Annotated in this window: 14 protein-coding genes and 1 tRNA gene; 5 read left to right on the top strand and 10 right to left on the bottom strand. The window is 49.9% G+C overall.

The window, feature by feature from the left end:
* Positions 1-68: 68 nt before the first annotated feature.
* The 3 genes from hupB to CWI83_RS04205 all read left to right on the top strand — a co-directional run bounded on the left by hupB (position 69) and on the right by CWI83_RS04205 (position 2,395).
* Positions 69-341: a nucleoid-associated protein HU-beta gene (gene hupB / locus CWI83_RS04215; protein ID WP_126826195.1), complete on the top strand. Its 273-nt coding sequence runs from the start codon at positions 69-71 to the stop codon at positions 339-341.
* Between the two features lie 7 nt (positions 342-348).
* Positions 349-425, top strand: a tRNA-Asp gene (locus tag CWI83_RS04210).
* Between the two features lie 104 nt (positions 426-529).
* Complete coding sequence (locus CWI83_RS04205; RefSeq protein ID WP_126826192.1) at positions 530-2,395, top strand: SurA N-terminal domain-containing protein; 1,866 nt, start codon at positions 530-532, stop codon at positions 2,393-2,395.
* A gap of 68 nt (positions 2,396-2,463) precedes the next feature.
* Here the strand turns inward: CWI83_RS04205 and CWI83_RS04200 are convergent, their stop codons facing one another.
* Genes CWI83_RS04200 through CWI83_RS04175 form a run of 6 tightly spaced genes read right to left on the bottom strand, consistent with a single transcriptional unit; the run spans position 2,464 to position 9,401 of the window.
* Positions 2,464-4,203: a BatD family protein gene (locus tag CWI83_RS04200; protein ID WP_126826190.1), complete on the bottom strand. Its 1,740-nt coding sequence runs from the start codon at positions 4,201-4,203 to the stop codon at positions 2,464-2,466.
* A gap of 17 nt (positions 4,204-4,220) precedes the next feature.
* Positions 4,221-5,999: a VWA domain-containing protein gene (locus CWI83_RS04195; protein WP_126826187.1), complete on the bottom strand. Its 1,779-nt coding sequence runs from the start codon at positions 5,997-5,999 to the stop codon at positions 4,221-4,223.
* Positions 5,996-6,973, bottom strand: coding sequence for a vWA domain-containing protein (locus CWI83_RS04190; protein WP_126826185.1), 978 nt, complete (start codon positions 6,971-6,973; stop codon positions 5,996-5,998). Before CWI83_RS04190 ends, CWI83_RS04195 begins: the two co-directional genes overlap by 4 nt.
* A complete protein-coding gene (locus CWI83_RS04185; protein WP_126826182.1) occupies positions 6,966-7,457 on the bottom strand; it encodes a DUF4381 domain-containing protein in 492 nt (163 codons plus the stop codon). Before CWI83_RS04185 ends, CWI83_RS04190 begins: the two co-directional genes overlap by 8 nt.
* Positions 7,454-8,416, bottom strand: a complete 963-nt coding sequence (locus CWI83_RS04180) for a DUF58 domain-containing protein (protein WP_126826180.1) — start codon at positions 8,414-8,416, stop codon at positions 7,454-7,456. Before CWI83_RS04180 ends, CWI83_RS04185 begins: the two co-directional genes overlap by 4 nt.
* Positions 8,417-8,441: 25 nt before the next feature.
* On the bottom strand, positions 8,442-9,401 hold the full coding sequence (locus tag CWI83_RS04175; protein ID WP_126826177.1) for an AAA family ATPase: 960 nt from the start codon (positions 9,399-9,401) through the stop codon (positions 8,442-8,444).
* Between the two features lie 185 nt (positions 9,402-9,586).
* Here CWI83_RS04175 and fadI point away from each other — a divergent pair, with 185 nt between their 5' ends.
* Both fadI and fadJ read left to right on the top strand, forming a co-directional pair.
* Complete coding sequence (gene fadI / locus CWI83_RS04170) at positions 9,587-10,900, top strand: acetyl-CoA C-acyltransferase FadI (protein WP_126826174.1); 1,314 nt, start codon at positions 9,587-9,589, stop codon at positions 10,898-10,900.
* Positions 10,900-13,035: a fatty acid oxidation complex subunit alpha FadJ gene (fadJ, locus tag CWI83_RS04165; RefSeq protein ID WP_126826171.1), complete on the top strand. Its 2,136-nt coding sequence runs from the start codon at positions 10,900-10,902 to the stop codon at positions 13,033-13,035. The genes fadI and fadJ overlap by 1 nt, the downstream gene beginning before the upstream one ends.
* A gap of 213 nt (positions 13,036-13,248) precedes the next feature.
* Here the strand turns inward: fadJ and CWI83_RS04160 are convergent, their stop codons facing one another.
* From CWI83_RS04160 to recN, 4 genes are all read right to left on the bottom strand, one after another.
* Entirely contained in the window at positions 13,249-15,861 is a 2,613-nt protein-coding gene (locus tag CWI83_RS04160) for an EAL domain-containing protein (RefSeq protein WP_126826169.1), read from the bottom strand.
* Positions 15,862-15,902: 41 nt separating this feature from the next.
* On the bottom strand, positions 15,903-18,677 hold the full coding sequence (locus tag CWI83_RS04155) for an insulinase family protein (protein ID WP_198677244.1): 2,775 nt from the start codon (positions 18,675-18,677) through the stop codon (positions 15,903-15,905).
* 40 nt (positions 18,678-18,717) lie between these two features.
* Entirely contained in the window at positions 18,718-19,077 is a 360-nt protein-coding gene (locus tag CWI83_RS04150; RefSeq protein ID WP_241969868.1) for an outer membrane protein assembly factor BamE, read from the bottom strand.
* A gap of 123 nt (positions 19,078-19,200) precedes the next feature.
* Entirely contained in the window at positions 19,201-20,880 is a 1,680-nt protein-coding gene (recN, locus tag CWI83_RS04145; RefSeq protein ID WP_126826163.1) for a DNA repair protein RecN, read from the bottom strand.
* Between the last annotated feature and the right edge of the window lie 61 nt (positions 20,881-20,941).

Here is a 20,941-nt window from a genome sequence, read left to right as displayed (position 1 = left end):
TAAACTTCGCTGGCCCATGCATATGGAACCATGCAAATTTGATAATAATAATCTAAGGGGATGATACTGTGAATAAGTCTCAGTTAGTTGACAAAATTGCAGATGGAGCAGAAATTTCGAAGGCTGCTGCTGGTCGTGCTTTAGACTCTTTCATCGATGCAGTAACAGATGCATTGAAGAGTGGTGAGCAAGTAGCACTTGTCGGTTTCGGTACGTTCAGTGTTCGTGAGCGTTCTGCTCGCACTGGTCGTAACCCACAAACTGGCCAAACAATTCAAATCGCTGCAGCTAAAGTTCCAGCATTCAAAGCTGGTAAAGCACTTAAAGACGCAGTGAACTAATACCCGCGGAGCGGTAGTTCAGCTGGTTAGAATACCGGCCTGTCACGCCGGGGGTCGCGGGTTCGAATCCCGTCCGTTCCGCCAACTAACAAAGTTATAACCCGAAGCTTCGCTTCGGGTTATTTTTTTGGCGAGAACAAGGTATACTCTTGGCCAGTTTTTTTGCTTATTTTGAGGTTTAATCGAGCATGTTGGACAGTATTCGAGAGCGGTCCCAAAGTTTTGTGGTGAAAGCCATTCTGGTTTTTCTCGCTTTGACCTTCGCATTGTTCGGGATTGGCAGCTATGTCACCAATCAACCCGAGCCTGCGGTTGCTTTGGTCAACGGTGAAGAGGTGAGCCGAGTTCAGTTTGATCGGGCAGTTGAGAATGAACGATTGCGCCAAGAGCAGCAGTTTGGTGACTTTTACGCCACCCTCGCTGCTGACCCATCGTTTAATCAACGTTTGCGGCAACAAGTATTAGATAGTCTAGTGAATCAAAAGCTGTTGGAGCAATTTGCCCGTGACAGTGGCATTCGGATGTCGAATGAACAAGTTAAACAGGCGATCCGTGACTATCCTGCATTCCAAGTAGCGGGTCAGTTCGATAACGATACCTATCGTTTGGTATTGGCACAGAATGGTTTGAGTGTCGACCAATTTGCGGAAAATCTTCGTGCTGATTTGGCGCGCAGCACCGCGCTTGAAGGAATTCTAGAAAGCGAATTCGTGCTTGCCAACGAAGTCGAGCAAATTCAGGCTTTGTTGAATCAAACGCGTTCTGGTGGCTATGTCACCTTTAAGCTTGATGATTACAAAGGCCAAGTCGAATTAACTGAAGAAGAGATCAACAGCTGGTATTTGGCGAATCAAAACCGTTTTGTCGTGCCAGAGCAAGTAAAGGCTGAGTTTGTTGAAATCGACGCTGGCGCGTTAGCGGAAGCCGTGGAAGTTGATGAAGCGAGGATTCGTGAATGGTACGACAACAACCGTGGCAACTACGAAACTGCGAGCCAATCACGTTTCTCACATATTCTGTTTGAAGGTGACGATGCCGAGGCTCGGGCGCGAGACGTGCAGCAGCAACTTGCTGCGGGTGCTGATTTTGCTACGCTTGCTGCACAGTACTCGGATGATACTTTCTCAGCAGAGCAGGGCGGTGATCTTGACTTTATCGAGCAGGGCACTATGGATCCTGACTTTGAAGAAGCGGCATTCGCACTGACTGAGATTGGTCAGGTTAGTGATATCGTCGAAACGACCTTTGGTTTTCATTTGATTCAGTTAACCGATCGCATTGCCGGTGAAGTGACCCCGTTTGAAGAAGTTCGTGACAGTATCATGAGCGATATGATCGATCGTGAAGTGAAACAGCAATACTACGAGCTTCAACAACAGGTTGCTGAACAGGCGTTTGAAATCCCAGACACTTTTGCGCCGATTGCTGAAGATACTGACCTAGTGGTGCGCAGTGCCGATTGGTTTAGCCGCAACTCTGCGCCGACTGCGTTGAATCACCCTGCGGTGCTTGCGCAAGTATTTGATCAAGATTTTATTGCGGAAGGTTTGAACAGCGATCTTATTGAAGTGAGTGATACCCAGTCGATTGTAGTGCGTGTCACAGACTATCAAGCCGAGACGGTGAAGCCACTTGCTGAGGTTCAGGCTCAGGTTGAGCAGGCATTGTTGCAAGAAAAGGCCCAGCAGCTTGCGGAACAAGCCGCTGCAGACGCAGCGAGTGCGGTGCTCGCCGGTGAAACAGTCGAGTTAACTGAGATTACTGCGGCGACGCGGCAAAATGCGGATTATCCGGCAGCGGTATTGCGTACTCTATTTGATTTGAATGCGCCGATGAGTGACCTAAGCACAACCGAAGTCACTAACCTTGGTAACGGTGATGTTGCCTTGGTGGTACTCAGTGAGGTTGCTGCTGGAACAGCTGACGAATCGGTTACTCCGCAGCTACGTGAGCAGTTAAGCGGCAGCCAATCGCAGCAAGTTTATGCAGCCCTGTTAGCGAGTTTACGAGCGCAGGCGGATATCGAGTTACAACTTGGTCGTGAAGCTGAGTAACATGGTTTAAGAAGCGCAATAAGAAGTGCAATAAAAGGCCGCTATAGTTGCGGCCTTTTTTATATCTGCTAGTTGTTGTTACGCGGATATAGCTCTGGGATATCACTTGCTTTCGGTTCAGGTTGTTGTTGCCGAAATGCTTTGAGAGCACGTAATAAAGCGCGCCCTTCTTGCCAAGCGTTCGGCTTGGTACCGTATTGACAAGCAAGTAAGTAATCGAGCTGAGTTGCAACTGGACTATCGGCAAAAAACTCACGCAAGCCGCTCAAATTAAGGTGACCGGTCTGGAATTGGCGTTCGGTCCAAGTGCGCATAGCCGCCAAGGTTTCTCGTGCTTGATTGGCGCTGGCAGCTTGTTGTAGCTGTCGCCAGGCTTTGCCAGCTGACGATGGCGGAATGGACGCTTGAGTCGTGCTCGCACCTGCCACAGCGATCTGCTCAGTGCGCTTCCGCCGGAGGAATAATGTCCAGCCAAGCGTCAACAACCACAAGCTTGCAAAAGCGAGCGTTAGGATAAACCACAGGTGTTGCGGCGTCGTTGCCTCAGACGTATCGGTTCCCGCTGGTGGTGTTGACGGGATCATGTCAGTCGCTGTTGATGTAGCCGGTTGCTGTTGTTCTGGTTGTGCCGGCAACTCAGGTTGCAGCGAGGTCGCAGGGGTTACGGTGAAGCTAAAGCTCTCACTAGCGGTAACTGATCCTTTATCGATTGCCGTGTTGAACCAAGGCAAACGCACTTCGGGGATGCTGAGCGGGCCGGTTTGACGCGGGATAATGGTGATATCAACGGTTTTTTGGGCAATCACTTGGCCATTACGCAACATACTCGATGATTGCGGTTGCTCAGGGTAAATACTTACGCCGTCTAGGTCAGGTAAGCGGACCGTGGGCAGTTGCTCTGGTTTGATGCCAAGTCCAGTTAAGCGATAACGCAGGGTAAGGGGTTGCCCTTGTTCAATTTGGCTCGGGACAGCGGCATTTTCCGAGACTATTTCAGCGGATAAGGTGACTAACTCTGCCGGAACCCAATCTCCTTGCCAGTTTGCTGGGATAGGCTTAACTTCAAGCGGAATATCTTGCGTTGCCGTAGTGACTGCTTCAGTGGCAAAACTGGAGAAAATAGCAGTGCTGTCATCACCACTAATTTGTCCCGAGAAGACTGGCCCGCGAATCATCACTTGACCCGAGCGCTGTGGGGTTATTAAGTAACTACGCTGAAAGATTTGGAAGCGTTTGCCGTCGATGATCTCGTAGCTTTCCTCATCCTTACCCAGCTGCACGATATCAGCATCGGCGAGCTGTGGGGCGATGATATTGCCACTTTGCAAATTCGTTGCGAGATATAAGCGCGCGACTAAGGTCACTTGTTGCTGTACGTAGACGCTGTCATCACTCAAGCTAACTTTAATAAAGGCATCACGGTTTTGTTGCGTTTGCTCAGCCTCAGATAATGGCAATACCTTCACTTCAATCGGATCAGAGCTCACCCCGGCTAAGCTTAGTGCGGGGATACGATAATATCCCGGTTGTTGTGGTGCGCGGACGCTGACGAGGAAATTAGTGGTGCGGTTAAATTGGTTATTGACCATCGAGGTACGACGGTTTGTGCGCACATTCAAGACCTCGAATGAATCGCCCAGCCATTGATCGGGATTAAAATTGTCGTTTGCAACATCATCATCGATAGTCACGGTAATAATAAGGCTATCCCCAATTAACACCGGGTTTTTATCGATACTGGTAATCAACTCACTGGCCGCATGACTTATCCCCACGCCGAGGGCTAGCAGCAGTAGTCCGATTTTCATAACAGTTTGACTCAGCTTTACCACTCTTTCTCTACTCCTTTGGGTAGCCGGTTTTGTTGCTGACGGCGTTGCGCCTCTCGCAACATTTTATTGCGTAACAAAATCGCAGGATCATCTTGGATGCGATTGAGCCATTGTTCCATTTGTTGTCGCTGTTCTTCGGTCAAGGCTTCAGCGTTTGCATCAGGCATGCTCTCTTGTGGTTGCTCTGCCTCAGTTTCTTCAGCGGCAGTTTCAGCTTCCTGTTGTTGTTCAGTTTGTTGCTGTTGTTGCTGCTGTTGGTCGCCTTGCTGCTCATCACTTTGCTGCTGTTCATCTTGTTGGCTTTGTTCTGAACTTTGTTGCTGTTGCTGACCATTCTGATCGTCACTCGACTCGCCTTGTTGTTGCTCTTGCTGGGCTTGTTGTTCGGCTAGGCGCTGTTCTGCAAGTGCTTTATTCTCTTCTGCTTCAAGCCAATTAGGGCGCTGCCGCAGCGCCTCGTCATAAGCCATGATAGCTTCTTGATAGCGCTCTAACTGAAATAATGCATTGCCTTGATTATAGAAACCTACCGCATCAACACGTTGCGAAAAGTCCACTAAAGCGGCTTCATAGTTTCCCGCTCGATATGCCGCAGTGCCGCGTTGCCAGGCATCTTCACTGATCCCTTGGGCGCGTTCAAAAGCACCGCGCTGCAAGGCTTGGTCGGCCTGCTGATAGGGCGTTTGCCAGAGTTGCTCAGTCCAGTTAAGCGGTTCGTCTTGTTGGGCAAAACTAGGTGGACTCACTATCAGAGAGCTCAATACCAACACAAAGCCACTTAGAATATGCGGGAGGCGACGTTTTTGCGCAAACAGCAAAGCCAGGATTAAAACGGGTAATAACAGCCATGCACCGCGGTCCGCCCATTGGTCACCGGCTTCATTATCGGTTTTTTCACCATCCGCCTGTAGTGGGCTGAGCTGGGTTAAGCGTTCCAGGTCAAGCGCATCGTTTCGCAGTTGGACAAAGTTGCCAGCGCTTGTGGTGGCGATTGTTTCAAGTAAATTAAGCGAGTAGGTCGGAATCACGACTTGGTTGTTACGGTCGCGCAAATAACTGCCATCACTTAGCTCAATTGGCGCTCCGGCTGGCGTACCAACGGCCATGATCGATACGCGATGCTCAGTCTGCCGCAAAAAGTCAATGATCAGGCGTTGATCGAGACTGTCGATACCATCAGTGAGCCAGATGATATCGCCGGCTAGATATCCCGCATCGCTCAGTAAGCGGTCGGCAAGTCGAATTGCGGCCTCAGGATTGCTGCCACGGATGGGCATAATCTCAGGGCTTAAGGCACGAATCAAATTGGTTAAGTTTTTACTATCGGTACTGAGCGGGCTAATGATGTGAGCATCACCGGCATATGCTATTAAGCCAATTTCACCATCGAGATAGTCCTGGACCAGATCTATTGCTTTGAAGCGTTGTTGGGTAAGGCGATTGGGGCTAATATCGGTCGCTCGCATCGACAGTGACATGTCCATCACCACTACGGTTCCAGCTTTCAGTTGGTACACAGGTTGTGGCAAGCGCTCCCAACTTGGCCCTGCCAAGGCGAGGGTTGCGAGCGTCATGGCAAGGAATAAGCTCAGCGGTGCCCAAGCACGCTGAGAGCTTTGACTTTGCTGTTGTAATAAATGTAATAAATGTGGTGCGATGGCACCTTGCCAACCGCCTTGGTTACGCTTAACGCGCCAAAACTGCCAGGCGAGCACAGCCAGTGGTAATAATCCCAGTAACCACCACGGACGGATAAAATGAAATTCACTCATCGCCGCCTCCTTAACCCGAACCAACTCATCCAAAGCAACGCCAGCAGCCAAGCACAAGCGAGTGGCCAATGAAACAGACTCACCTGTGGCCGCTGCATTTGCTCATCCCCGGCAATGGGTTCGTATTCATCAAGTAATTGATAGATTTCTGCCAGTTCAGTGGTGCTGCGCGCGCGGAAGTAGCGACCGCCAGTGGCCTCGGCAAATCCTTGTAGCATGGCTTCGTCCAGATCCCGGCTAGGGTTAATTCGGCGTTGACCGAAAAAACCATCGACAATAACTTCTTCGGCACCGACGCCGATCGCATAGATTTTGACATCGTTGTATTGTGCCAATTGCAATGCTTGCTCCGGCGAGACGGCACCCGCAGTGTTTTGCCCATCGGTCAATAGAATCACAATGTTATTCGTATCTTCGTGCTGTTGGAAGCGTTTGACTGCTAGCGCCACGGCATCGCCGATAGCGGTTCGCTCGCCAATCAATCGTAGCGACGACTCATCGAGAAGTTGTTTTACGGTCTCTCGATCATAGGTCATGGGCGCTTGTACATAAGCCGTATCGGCAAACAGAATTAGCCCGAGCCGATCACCGTTGCGACGCTCAATAAAGTCACTGAGAACAGCTTTAACCATGGTCAAACGATCGACTTTATTACCATTGAGTTCCATATCGGCAATCTCCATACTGCCCGATAAATCAACGGCGAGCATCATTTCACGCGCCTCGTTGCGGGTTGCTATGGGTTCACCAAACCAAGTGGGCTGCATCGCAGCAAGCACTAGGCTCGTCCAAATGAGTAGCGCGAGGAGTAAGCTGATGCGACTATCGGCTGCCTTAAGCGACTGCTCCGCATGCGCTGGCACAGTGGCCACGCGTAAGCGTTGGAGTTGAGCTTGAAACGGTTTGCGCAGCCACCAAAGGAGCAGCGGAACAGGCCAAATCAAGCCCAGCCAGGGCCAGTTAAATTCATACATGGCCGGCCCCCTGTAGCTGTTTTACTTTATTCGGTAAGCTTAAGTGTAGCCAATAACGTGCGAACTTTTGATATTCAGCGACGGTCGAGGGGTCAGTGCTAGCAACATAGCTCTCACGCACCGCGGTACGCAATAATGCTTGCCATTGTTGCTGTTGCTTACTCGACAGAGGAGTCAGTAAAAAGTTAACCCAATCATCCCCACTCAATTCACTGATGCTTTGGCGGGGTAAATAGCCGAGACAGGCCTGTTTAATGAGCAGTGTGACCTGCTGACAATTGGGTTGAGGTTGGCGTAACTGCTTGAGCATATGATTACGGACTCGGCGGCTACGCAAGTAGCGATGCAACCAAATTACGAGAACGCTGAGGCTGAGCGTCAGTAGCGCAACCAGCGCATACCAGCCTGGTGCCAGTGGCCACCAGCTCGCCGCAGGCGCGGCAACAATATCATGTAGCTCAGTCGGAACCTGATCTAGCCTCATTGCATTACCTCAGCCCATTGTTGCTCAAGGGGGCGACTAGCGTCCACTTGCCGTAACTGCAAACCGAGCTCGCGAAATTGCTCATGGAGTTGCTGCTGGCGGGTGTTTGCCGCGGTCTGATAGGCTTTTAACGCAGCCCGGCTGGAGAGCGCTAAATCATGCTGTTGGTCATACACCGCTAACTCAGGACGAGGCTGGCTAAAGGGCAGCTGCTGTTCAAACGGATCGAACACTTGAATCGGTCTGACCTGGCAGTGTCGCTGCAGCAATTGGAGCGCACGTTTAGCCTCGTCATCAAAATGTAGCCAGTCGCTGACCAGATAGACAATGGTGCCTGGCTTGGCAACATGCAGAGTTCGTTGCAGTAAGGCGGCTAACACCGGATGCGCTGAGGCGTGTTGGTTCTGCCAATTCGCTACAGAATGGTTAATCCCTTCGTGTTGCACGCGCACCAGTTGTTGTAACAGTTTTAAGACGCCGTGTTGCCGCGCCATAGGTTTCAGTTCAGCGTGATCTTCGATAGCACCGAGTAAGCCTCCGATACGATCACCTTGATGACTCGCGACCCAAGCAATGGCACTGGCGAGATGACAGGCTTGTACTGATTTTAATAGCAGGGTTGAGCCAAACTGCATCGATTGACCCAAGTCGACCACTACCATAACCGGACGCTCTCGCTCCTCGCGGTAAAGCTTGGTATGGGGAGAGCCAGTGCGGGCCGTGACGCGCCAATCAATCGCGCGAATATCATCACCGGGTTGGTAGTGACGAACTTCGTCAAATTCCATCCCGCGCCCTTTATGTTTGCTAAGGAGAACGCCCGTTGGTGTTTGCCTTTGTTGACGTTGTTGTTTAATAAATGCGCCGACTTTGCTGCGATAGTACATCAGCTCGGCTAACTCAACATGAGTGCCGTTACTATGCCAATGTTTCAGCCATTGCTCGATTGTTGTACTCATCGCTTGTGGTTACCGCTCTATGTTCCTAAGGCGCAGGAACAAGACTGCTAAGGGTGGCGAGAACTTGGTCGGCATCGACCCCATCTGCCTCAGCTTGATAGCTGAGTATAATGCGATGACGCAGAACATTTTGATACACCGCCTGAATATCATCAGGAGTGACAAAATCGCGGTTGTCGAGCCAGGCTTTTGCGCGAGCACAACGGTCAAGTGCAATGGTTGCCCGTGGACTTGCGCCATAATGGATCCAACGCCCGAGGTCTTCGCTATAGGCCGCTGCATTGCGGGTCGCTATAACCAGCTCGACCAAGTAGTTTTCGACCTCTTCGTTCATGTAAATATTGAGGACTTCTTTGCGTGCCGCAAAAATATCTTTTTGCTGCAGCGGTGATGGCATTTTCGCTTGTTGTCCGGCGATATCCTCGCCACGCGTTAAGCGTAAAATATCGCGCTCAGTGGCGGCCTCAGGATAGGTTAATTTCAAGTGCATCAAAAAGCGGTCAAGCTGAGCTTCGGGCAACGGATAGGTTCCTTCTTGCTCTAACGGGTTTTGGGTTGCCAAAACCAGGAACATATCTGGCAGCGAATACGAGGTTTGCCCGACCGTAATTTGTCGCTCTGCCATCGCCTCGAGTAGAGCGGACTGAACTTTTGCTGGGGCACGGTTGATTTCATCTGCGAGCACAATATTGTGAAACAGTGGACCTTGTTGAAACACAAAAGAGCCGTCCTCGGGGCGATAAATGTCGGTTCCAGTTAAATCGGCTGGCAGCAGATCAGGAGTGAACTGGATACGGTGAAAATCACCCTCTAGGCCGTTCGCAAGAGCATTCACTGCGCGAGTTTTTGCAAGCCCAGGTGGGCCTTCTACGAGTAAGTGCCCATCTGCCAGCACGGCGATTAACAACCCTTCGATAAAGCGCTCTTGTCCAAGAACTTGGTTATTAAGATAGTTACGTAAGGCTTGAAAGTGTTCTGCGCTCATGAGGATCCTCTGTTGATTCACTGCAAACAGGCTATACTGACGGTCAACCTATCGACTCCGCATACTGTAAGACCTCACTGTACCGAAAACAACGGTTTAATTCTCGAGCGAATGCGGCTAAAATTTGTAACTTTATGTGAGGTCTGACCAGATCAAACCCTAACACCAGCATTGGAGATAAGACTATGGGGACGGCGACACAAAATTTAACCACCCGCCAAGGTGATCGCATCGCGATTGTGGCAGGCTTGCGCACGCCATTTGCCAAGCAGGCGACATATTATCATGGTGTGCCTGCACTTGACCTCGGTAAGATGGTCGTGCAAGAACTGCTGAATCGCACCCAACTTGATCCAAACGAAGTTGAACAGCTGGTGTTTGGGCAAGTGATTCAAATGCCGAAGGCACCGAATATTGCGCGTGAAATTGTGCTCGGTACCGAGCTTCCGGTCAGCACTGATGCATACAGTGTTTCGCGTGCTTGTGCGACCAGCTTCCAAGCGACCGCCAATGTGCTGGAGAGTATGCTAGCGGGTAATATTTCAGTCGGAATTGCCGGCGGGGCAGATAGCTCATCGGTGTTACCCATTACGGTCTCACGTAAACTCGGCCATGCCTTGGTCGACCTCAATAAAGCACGCACTTTAGGTCAGCGTCTTGCCATTTTAAAGCGCTTACGCTTCAAAGACCTGATGCCAGTGCCGCCGGCGATTGCTGAATACAGCACGGGCTTAACGATGGGCGATACTGCGGAGCAAATGGCGAAAAGTCATGGTATTACGCGGGCCGCACAAGATGAGCTGGCGCATCGTTCTCATACTTTAGCGCATCAAGCGTGGGAGCAGGGCAAACTAAGTGCTGAAGTGATGACTGCTTACGCCGAGCCGTATAAAGATTTTCTGGACCGTGACAATACCATCCGAGAAGCAAGTGACCTTGCTGGCTATGCCCGCCTTAAGCCAGTGTTTGACCGCAAACACGGTAGTGTGACTGCAGCCAATAGTACTCCGCTGACTGATGGGGCTGCTGCGGTGCTATTGATGACCGAGAGCAAAGCGAAAGCACTCGGCTATGAAGTATTAGGCTATATTCGCAGTTATGCTTTCAGCGCCATTGATGTTTGGGAAGATATGTTGATGGGGCCCTCGTATGCCACCCCAATCGCACTTGATCGCGCTGGGATGAAACTGAGTGATTTAGATTTAATCGATATGCATGAGGCATTCGCTGCGCAGTCGCTGGCCAATGTAAAAATGTTTGCCAGTAAGACTTTTGCGCAAGAAAAGCTTGGGCGCAGTGAGGCCATTGGTGAAATTGATATGGATAAATTCAACGTCCTCGGTGGTTCAATTGCCTACGGCCATCCATTTGCGGCTACTGGCGCGCGGATGTTGACGCAAGTATTACATGAACTTAAACGCCGCGGCGGCGGCACCGCCTTAACTACGGCTTGTGCAGCGGGTGGCCTTGGTGCAGCAATGATTGTGGAGAGCGAATAATGACGACGACAACGCAACAGCCAGCATTTCGCTTAGAGATGCGTGATGACCATATCGCCCTAATTCGCATTGATGTACCGGGCGATTCGATGAATACCCTCAAAGCCAGTTTTGCCGATGAAGTGACCGCTGTGCTTGAAAACCTAGAACAGGCAAAAGATCTCAAAGGGGTGGTCGTCATCAGCGATAAACCCGGTTCATTTGTCGCGGGTGCGGATATCAGCATGATTGATGGTTTAAGCAATGCGGCTGATACCGAGAGTTTGGCGCGTCAAGGGCAAGCGATGTTTGATCGGATCGAACAGCTCAAAGTACCTGTGGTGGCTGCCATTGATGGTGTCTGTTTGGGCGGTGGGTTAGAACTCGCACTCGCTTGTCATTACCGGATTGCAACGGACTCGAGCAAAACTGTATTGGGCTTACCCGAAGTTCAGCTGGGCTTGCTTCCTGGTTCAGGTGGGACCCAACGACTCCCGCGGGTGATTGGGATGCAAAAAGCTTTGCCGTTGATCTTAACCGGTAAACAGCTGCGCCCTAAACAAGCGAAAAAGCTTGGGATTGTCGATGACATTGTCCCCGCAAGCATTTTATTGGAAGCGGCGATTGAGCTCGCTAAAACCAGCAAGCCACGGATTAAAAAGGTCAAACATTCATTTGTGAATAAAATCCTCGAAGGCACCGGTTTTGGCCGCGGTATCATCGTCAAGAAAGCGCGCGAACAAGCGCAAGCAAAAGCACAGGGCAATTATCCTGCTCTCGACAAAATTATCGATACCATTGCCTTTGGTGTTGAGCATGGCATTGAGCAAGGTTTAGCGTACGAAGCAAAACAATTTGCTGAGCTGGCGATGACGCCGCAATCAAAGCAACTCCGCGGCATCTTTTTTGCCACCACTGAAATGAAAAAAGAGACGGGTGCGGGTGATGTGAAACCTGCCAAAGTGAATAAAGTCGGTGTTTTAGGGGGTGGTTTAATGGGCGGTGGGATTGCCTTCGTGACCGCTGCCAAAGCAGGTATCCCGGCACGCATCAAGGATATCAATCCGACCGGTATTAGCCATGCGCTGCGTTATAGTTATGAGTTGCTGAATAAGAAAGTGAAGCGCAAGCACATGCGCCGCAGCGAACTTGAACGCACCATGCTCAAGTTAAGCGGTACCCTTGATTACAGCGGCTTTAAAAATGCTGATGTGGTGATTGAGGCGGTGTTTGAGGACTTGAACTTGAAGCAGCAAATGGTGGCAGATATTGAGCGTGAAGCGCCGAATGCAATTTTTGCGACCAACACGTCAAGCTTGCCAATTACCCAAATTGCGGCGCAGGCCAAACATCCGGAGCGGGTGGTCGGGCTGCATTATTTCTCACCCGTTGATAAAATGCCGCTTGCTGAAATCATTACTCATCCAGGGACCTCGGCCGAGACCATTGCAACCACGGTCGCATTGGCGAAGCGGCAAGGGAAAACTCCAATTGTAGTGAAAGATGGCGCCGGTTTTTACGTGAACCGGATTCTCGCTCCTTACATGAATGAAGCTGCTCGTATGGTGCTTGCTGGCGAGCCGATTGAAAATGTTGATCGCGCATTGGTTAAGTGCGGCTTCCCAGTCGGTCCGATTAAACTGATGGATGAGGTAGGTATTGACGTTGCCGCTAAGGTTGCGCCGATCATGGAAAATGAGCTTGGTGAGCGCTTTGCTGCACCTGCGGCATTCAGTAAGTTGCTTGATGATGAGCGTAAAGGCAAAAAGAATAAAAAAGGATTTTACGACTATAAGGGTAAGAAACCGGGCAAAGCGGTTGATGAAAGTGTTTACCGTTTGCTTGATATTCAACCTAAGGGACAGATGGCTGCCACTGAGGTGGCGGATCGAGCGGTGCTGTTGATGTTGAATGAAGCTGCTTACTGTCTGGCTGAAGGAATTATCCGCAGCCCACGCGATGGCGATATCGGTGCTATTTTTGGTATCGGCTTCCCACCATTCCGCGGTGGTCCGTTCCGCTATATGGATAGTCTTGGCATTGCCGAAGTGGTCAAGCGTTTGCAAGGCTATGAGCAACAATTTGGTGAGCGCTTTAAACCCGCACCATTATTGCTCGAAATGGCTGAGCAACAGCAGTTGTTTTACCCGAACTAATTGAACGAATGAGGTTATTGTGATTATTGCGTTGTGTTGTTTGTTGTCTGCGCTAACACTTTATATTCAGGCGTTGCGAAACGCCATGGGAGCGAAGCGGTGGGGGGCTCTAGGCTTGCTTTTTGGGCCCTTCATGTTGCCCATGTTTGTCACCCATAAGCGACTTAAGCGATTGCAGTCGCAAGGTCGCAACGGGGTAATTTGGAACGTTCGTTAGTTCAGTAGGTATGATTTCGGCGCCTGCAAAGGCGTCGAAATATGTTCTAGAAACTTCTCACCGCTAAGGGGTTGGGCGTACAGATAACCTTGTGCGTACTCGCAGTTTAATCCGGCTAAAATCTGTGCCTGTTGATAATCCACAACGCCCTCTGCCACCACCGATAACCCTAAATTATGTGCCATCCCTACAATTGAGGCCACCATATTGCGGTCACGCTCAGCGCTGTGAATATCGTCAATAAACGCCTTATCGATTTTCAAGGTCTGAATCGGGAAGCGTTTTAAATAGGCAAGCGATGAATAGCCGGTGCCAAAATCATCAAGGGCAAGGTGAATACCGGTTTGATGTAATTCACTCATGATCTGAATCGCACGCTCCGGATTTTCCATGACCACACCTTCGGTAATTTCTAATTCTAAATAGTGCGGAGGTAAACCCTCTTCGGCAAGAATGGTCTTAATGCGCTGGGTTAAATCCGGTTGTAAGAATTGTCTTGCCGATAAGTTGACCGCAACCCGGCCTGTCACTTGGTCAGCCGCAATCCAGTTACGCATATCTCGACAAGTTTGACGCAAGACCCGTTCACCGACATCAATAATCAGTCCAGTTTCCTCGGCAAGCGGGATAAACTCGGCCGGACTAATCACCTCTGCTCCGGGAATATCGAGCCGAACGAGCGCCTCGAGACCGACATAACGATGATCTTTAAGTGAGACTTTAGCTTGGTAATGCACCTGCAAATAGTTGTGCTTCAGGGCATGGCGCAGCTGGCTCTCAACGTGCAGGCGACGCACCGCATTGCGGTTCATCGATTCGTTGAAAAAGTGATAGGCATTGCCGCCCCGACTTTTGGTGTGATACATGGCGGTATCAGCATTTTGCAGCAGTTCTTGCGAGGTCTCACCATCCGCAGGATAGACAACAATACCGATCGAGCCACTGATCACGACATCTTCTCCGCGAATATTAAAGGGGAGACGCAGGGTATCGAGGATCCGATTTGCGGCTTGGGTAATGGTATGAATATTCGTGGTATCTTCGAGCAATAGAGCGAACTCATCGCCACCGATACGATAAACAGTATCTTGGGCGCGGGCGACATCGCTAATGCGCTCGGCTGCTTGGAGCAAGAGGTGATCACCAACTTCGTGGCCTAACGAGTCATTAATCTTCTTAAAATCATCTAGGTCGAACACCAGCAAGGCATGGGCGATACGTTTTCGCACCAGGTTTGAGTGCGTCACTTGAAAATAGGAGCGGTTTGGCAGACCAGTCAGGGTATCGGTATTTGCTAAACGTCTGAGTTCACGTTCTTTATGTTTGCGGTCAGTGATATCAGAGAAGGTTGCAACATAATGAGAAATGGTGCCGCTATCATCGCGAATTGCATCGATGGTTAAATCCATTTGGTATTGCAGACCATCTTTGCGCAAATCTTCTATCTCGCTATGCCAAGTGCCATGCAAGGCTAGCATCGCTTTGACTTGTTCTAAGTAATCACGGTTGTAGAGTTTAAAGGTGAGCGGGCTACCAACGATTTCGTCACGTTGATAGCCAGTGATTCGAGTAAATGATTGGTTGGTTTCGACGACTCTGAATTGTTCATCGTAGATACACACCCCGTCAGAAATATTAGTTATCGAAGCAGCGAGCATTTTCAGTCGCTCTTCTGCGGCAACCAAAGGGGTAATATCTTTGAGGGTGCCGGTCATTCGCAGTGGCCGCTGTTGCTCGTCACGGGCGACTATCTTGCCTCGGTCTAACACCCAAACCCAACCTTTCGCGCCACGCACTCGGTAGGTGCTCTCGTAACTCTCACTCTGGTGGTAGAGATAGGCTTCAAGTTCGGTGCGGACCCGCTCGCGATCGTTAGGGTGAATCGCACCCAGCTGAGTTGGGGTCGGATGAACTGAATTTTTATGGCGAATTTGGTCAAGTGGAAACTCAGGGAAATCACGCCAACTGTTATGGCAATGGAGTTGCTCAGTGGTCATATCCCAGTCCCACAACAGATCACCGCTTCCCCATAGACTTAACTTGAGACGCTCTTCACTATCGCGTAATTGTTTGAGGGCCTTACGTTTGCTCCGCAGTGCCACCACGACAACATAAATGATTGCGAACGCAAGCATTAGATACAGTGCGATAGCCCAATAACTCAACCACAGTGGTCGGGCAACATCGAGAATGATGGCGCGTTCACCGAGCCAGAGTTGACCGTCAATTGATGCGCTCACACGAAATGAATGCTGACCAAACGGGAGATTAGTGTAGGTCGCACGGCGAAAACTTGCATCGGTAAAGATCCAATCTTGATCGACCCCCTCTAGTTTGTAGCGATAATACAGCTGACTGGCGTTGGGCGCGTAGGGTGCGCCAAATTCGATCGAGAAGGGCTTATCAATCTCAGGTAGGTAGAGGGTTTCGGTATTGTATAACTGAGGCCGATTACGCGCATCTAAAGCGGTCGCATCGATGGGTTGATTGGCGAGACGGAGGGTGATCAATTCGACTTGCCATTCATCGTAGCTAGGTTGGAATGCTTGCGCCGGCACGCTTAGTAAGCTTACCAGTAAGCAACTAACCGCCAATAAAAAGTGCTTCAAGTTCGGATACTCAAACTAGGGTCGATAGACTATGACTAAAGTTAATCAGGTTCTGCCACGGCTGTCAAAGCAGTCGGTTCACTTTTAAGGTATAAGCGCGATGTCGTCTGCAACACAGCAGTGTTAAAAAATTGCTGTAAATCCTTGGGTGTGAGGTGTTCTAGTGCCTCAGCAAGTTGGTTTAAACGAGCAAAATCAGTGTCAGCTTGAGTAATTGAGCTCCAGAAACGCTGTGCGCGCAAACGCAGATTAGTGTCCGGTTCAAGCAGTTGTAGGCGGATTGCCTGTTGTGCGGAGGCTAACTGGTCAGCGTCGAATTGCTGCAGGTGCAGCTGGAAATCAGCTAAGAAGTGTTCGACCGCTGTCGTTAATTGTTCGGTGTCAGTATTTGACGACTGCACGTAAAATAGCAAATGCGGACGTTGCTGAATGGGTAAATAACTGGTTCCAACTAAATAACCTAACTGTTTTTCCGTTCGTAACTGATGGAAAAATGCACTATTGACTAAATGGTTAAATAACAGGAAAAGTGCTTGCTCGCGCAGTTCGGTTTGTTCGCCTTGAATGGCTAAAATGAGCGCGCTATCCGGATGCGTTTGCCGCAACCCTTCGCATACTTTGAAGTCTTGTGCTTGTAATTCTGCTAAACCACGAGCGTCCAACTGCGCCAGTGGCGCAAGTTTAGCTGCTGCGGTGAGCTGCTGGATTTGCTCTAACACAGGGTGCAGTTCCTCGGTAATGATATCACCGCAGCTAAAGGATTCGATGGCTACTTCATTAAACAGTTGGCTGCGCCACTGCTGATAGTCGGCAAGATCGATCTCCGCCAGTTCTTCGGCGAGCTGGCAGACTGCAAAGGTGTTGGGTTGCACTAATACATTAAATTTTGAAAACAATAGATTAAGCGGACGACTGGCCAGTGCAGAGCGCCAATTTTGCGCTAGTTTTTGCCGTAAAACATGAAATCGGTGCGGACTAAAGGTGGCGTTTTGAAGGGTGATCAGTAGTTGCTGACTCAGCGTCGCAACGCCGCTGGATAGGCCCGATATATGTATCGTAATGCCTTGTTGTTGCGGATAAATATTGTAATGTAACCCAGCAACTTCAGCGTCATAACAGGACTCGCTAAGGTAGTCGAGGAGTAACTCGCACCATAATCGTGCTAGCGCAAAACTGCGCGCAGTGGCCGTGACTGCGGGTAAGCGAAAACTAAGGTATAGATGCGCGCGAGGAACTCTAAACTCTGCTTCTTGTAAGTGCCAATGGCGCAACTTCGAATTAATGACGGTCAGTTCCGGTACGCTTTGCACCCGCTTGACCGGATGCAGCGGACGCAACTGACCCGTGTATGGGTTAGCTTGCGGCAACCGTGCTTGGCTATCACTTGCGCTGATGGCGCGAAAACGGGCAAGACTGTCATTTGAGAGTGGCGAGAAGCTATATTCGGATCCATAAATGGGTTCAATCTGATCCGTTTCAACCTGCTTATGAATGACGGTTGTGCGCATATTATCAGGTGTCATCAATTGCAGTATCTGCCTGGCGAATGAATGGTTTAAGCCATCCATGCGGTAGTCCCCAAAGACCACATCCTCGAGTTTGTATTGCTGCAGGTTCACGGCTAATGCTGGTGCTAAATCTTTACTGCGGCTGCGCTCTTGATAGCGAAACGCCTGCGCAATCGTGTTTTGGCGTTCTTGGTAACGCCATTCTTCAATTGCCATTGCGTCAATCAGGCGAATGTAGGCGAGGACTTCAGCGATGATATCGTCAATGTGCGCAAGACCTTCGTCGGTTAACTGCATATTGATGTTGAAGTCTTTGAAGTTACTGCCACTGATTCCACCGCCTGCGGCGAGGGAGACAATCCACTGGCGCTCGCGCAGCAGCGAAAAAAGACTACCAGGCCCCTCGTAGCCGAGTATATGGGCAATAAAACTTGTTGTTTTATGCGCATAATCGGCATCAATACTTGGCAGCGCAAAGGAGATAATGAGCCGCTGCACGTCTTTTAAAGGGCGCATTTGAATGCGGGCTGCAAGCTGCTCGGGCAGGTACAATGGAACGTCAATAGCAGGTTTTACCCGCTCCGGCTGTCCGGGAATTTCTTCGCCATATTGCAGCGCGAGTTGTTGCAATTCAGCCAGCGAATGCGGACCCACTAAGACGAGGGTCATCCATTGTGCTTGGTAGTTGCTTTGGAAAAAATCTCGTAACTGCTGAGCCAAAGGGCGATCCGGTCGATCACTTAAAGTATTGCGATTGCCAACCGAGAACTTAGCAAAAGGGTGCGCTTGATTCACTGTCGATTTATGCACTTGATACAGTCGGCGTAGTTCGTCTTGACGCTTTAAATGAAATTCAGCGTCAATGGACTCGAGTTCTTTAGCAACCCAATCTGGATGCAATAACGGCTGATAAAAAAATCGGCAAAAGCGGTCAAGTGCTTGGCCAAAGTATTCTGGCAGAATGTGAAAGTAATAATTACTGAGTTCAGTGCCGGTCCAAGCGTTATGGCCACCGCCATGATTAGCAATAAAATTCTGGTAATCTTCAGCGGCTGGATAGCCTTCGGTTCCTAAGAACAACATGTGCTCTAGGAAGTGAGCTAAGCCTTGGGCGTCTTCGGGATCGTCAAAATGACCAGTGGCAACCGCCATAGCGGCGGCAGAGTGCTGCGCCTCGGGCGAGTGGACCAAGCAACAGCGCAGCCCATTAGCTAAGGTCAGCGCCTGATAATGGCACTGATCAGCTGGGCTTTGAATAATATCTGTTGCGTGGACAACACTGTCACCGCCGTGACTAGGGGACACCATGACGCTCCTTATCGTGTTGGAACGCTGGTTGACAGACGGCTTACTGTTCCAGCGGAATATCGAAGTTTTCAGGACGCTCGAAATCACCTTCGTAAGATACGAGCTGGTCATTCTCAAAGCGCAGGGTAATGTGTTGTGTATAACTTGCTGCGCCAGTTCCTGAGTTCATACTGAAAACATAATGCCATGTATCACTGTTAAACGCACTTGCAGCTACAGGCGCGCCTAAAACATATTCAACCTGTGCCTTATTCATCCCGACCCGAAGTTGGTCGACATCGCGCTGCTCAAGATAATTACCCTGCGGTACATCGATCCGGTACACCAACCCGTTGAATACTGAACAACCACTTAAAATTAAGCCACAACAGACGGCGACAACAATTCTCATATTTTGCATTGAACTCACTCAGTTAGCATTAGCAGTAGACATTTGTCTTAGCACTTAAGACTGCGATGATAGCCAATGCAGTCTCTCATGACTAGCCCATTGTCATGATTGACTGCATTAAATTAGGAGAGTTCAGTCACTATGTGCGAGTAATTCGGCTGCGTTTGCTTTGGCAGATTCCGTCACTTTATCGCCGCCGAGTAAGCGCGCTATTTCGAGCACCCGTTCAGCTTCTGTGAGGGCAATCATCGAGGTTTCGGTACTGCGCCCATCGGTCACTTTGGCCACTTGCAGTTGTTGATGCGCACATGCTGCGACTTGGGGCAGGTGAGTTACACAGATCACTTGGGCTTGTTGGCCAAGTTGACGCAGTAGTTTACCAACCGTCGCGGCAGTTGCACCACTTACTCCCACATCAACCTCGTCGAACATCAAAGTTGGAGTGGTTAATTGGTTCGCGGTGATGACTTGAATAGCCAAACTAATTCGCGACAGCTCACCACCGGACGCGGTTTTTGCGAGAGCCTGAAGAGGTTGGCCCGGATTGGCACTGACTAAAAACTGAATAGTATCGGTTCCCATTGCAGTTGCTGGCTGCTGTGCATGGTGTTCAACCTCAATCGCAAACTGACCATGAGGCATGCTTAACTGCTGCATACTAGCGGTGATCGCTTTGGCTAATTTAGCGGCGGCTTGTTGGCGTGATTTGCTCAGCTCAGCCGCAGCTTGTCGATAGGCTTGGTTGGCTTGCTGAATACTTTGCTCAAGCGCGGATAAATCGCTTTCTGTTGCACTAAGCTGCGCCAGCTCTTCGCTTAACTGCTGATGTTTTTGTGGCAACATCGCCGCTTCGACTTGGTGTTTTTTCGCAAGTTTAACCGCTTGACTGACACGCTGTTCAATTTGCGCAAGGGTCGCTGGATCGACGTCAAGATTGTCATAATAATGACGTAAATCACGACAGGCCTCATCGATTTGCACTTTCGCATCACTCAGTAGCTTTACCGTATCGGCAAGTTGCGGGTCATTATCCAGCTGGTTTTCCAGTCGACTGAGGGCCGCCTGAACGAGACCATGGGCGCTATTATGCTCAACCTCAAATAACACGTTGAGCGCAAACTCAGCATCTTCCTTTAAGCCAGCAGTATTAGCCGCTCGCTTAAATTCATGGTCGAGTTGCTCGAACTCACCTTCACTTAGGCCAAATTCATCGAGCTCTTGTACTTGGTACTCAAGTAACTCACGTCGGGCAGCAAATTCTTCTTGCTGCTGTTGCCACTGCTTCTGTTGTTGATGCAACTTACGCCAGTGCTGGTAGTGTTCAGTAACTTGCTGCAGTAATTGGCTGTGTCCAGCGTAAGCATCTAAGATGCGCTGTTGATACTCAGCTCGGTTCAGCAGTTGATGTTCATGTTGACCGTGAATATTGACTAAAAATGGCGCTAACTCACGTAATTGCGTGACCGTCGCAACCGCACCGTTAATCCAAGCTCGCGAGCGACCTTCTTGAGTGATCGTCCGCCGAATAATACAGGTATGAGGATGGTTTTCGTCACTCAGTTCTTGCTGTTCTAACCATTGTAAAGCAGGGCTCGTTGGGGTGAGTTCGAATTCAGCGATGACTTCAGCTTTGCTTTGCCCAGCGCGAACCAAGTCAGCGTCAGCGCGGTCGCCTAAACATAAACCTAAAGCATCGAGAGCGATGGATTTACCGGCTCCTGTTTCACCGGTGATCGCAGTCATTCCGGCACTAAAATCAGTATCCAAGTTTCGCACAACAGCGAGATTTCGAATTTGTAGATGAGTCAGCATGGCCACCTCAATAACTGATAATATATACAGTAGTTATACAGTATTTATACAGTAATGCAAG

The sequence above is a fragment of the Pseudidiomarina taiwanensis genome (assembly GCF_003987435.1).
Taxonomy (GTDB): Bacteria; Pseudomonadota; Gammaproteobacteria; order Enterobacterales; family Alteromonadaceae; genus Pseudidiomarina; species Pseudidiomarina taiwanensis.
Note: the sequence above shows the minus strand (reverse complement) of the source record. Positions and strands in the feature narration are given on the sequence as shown.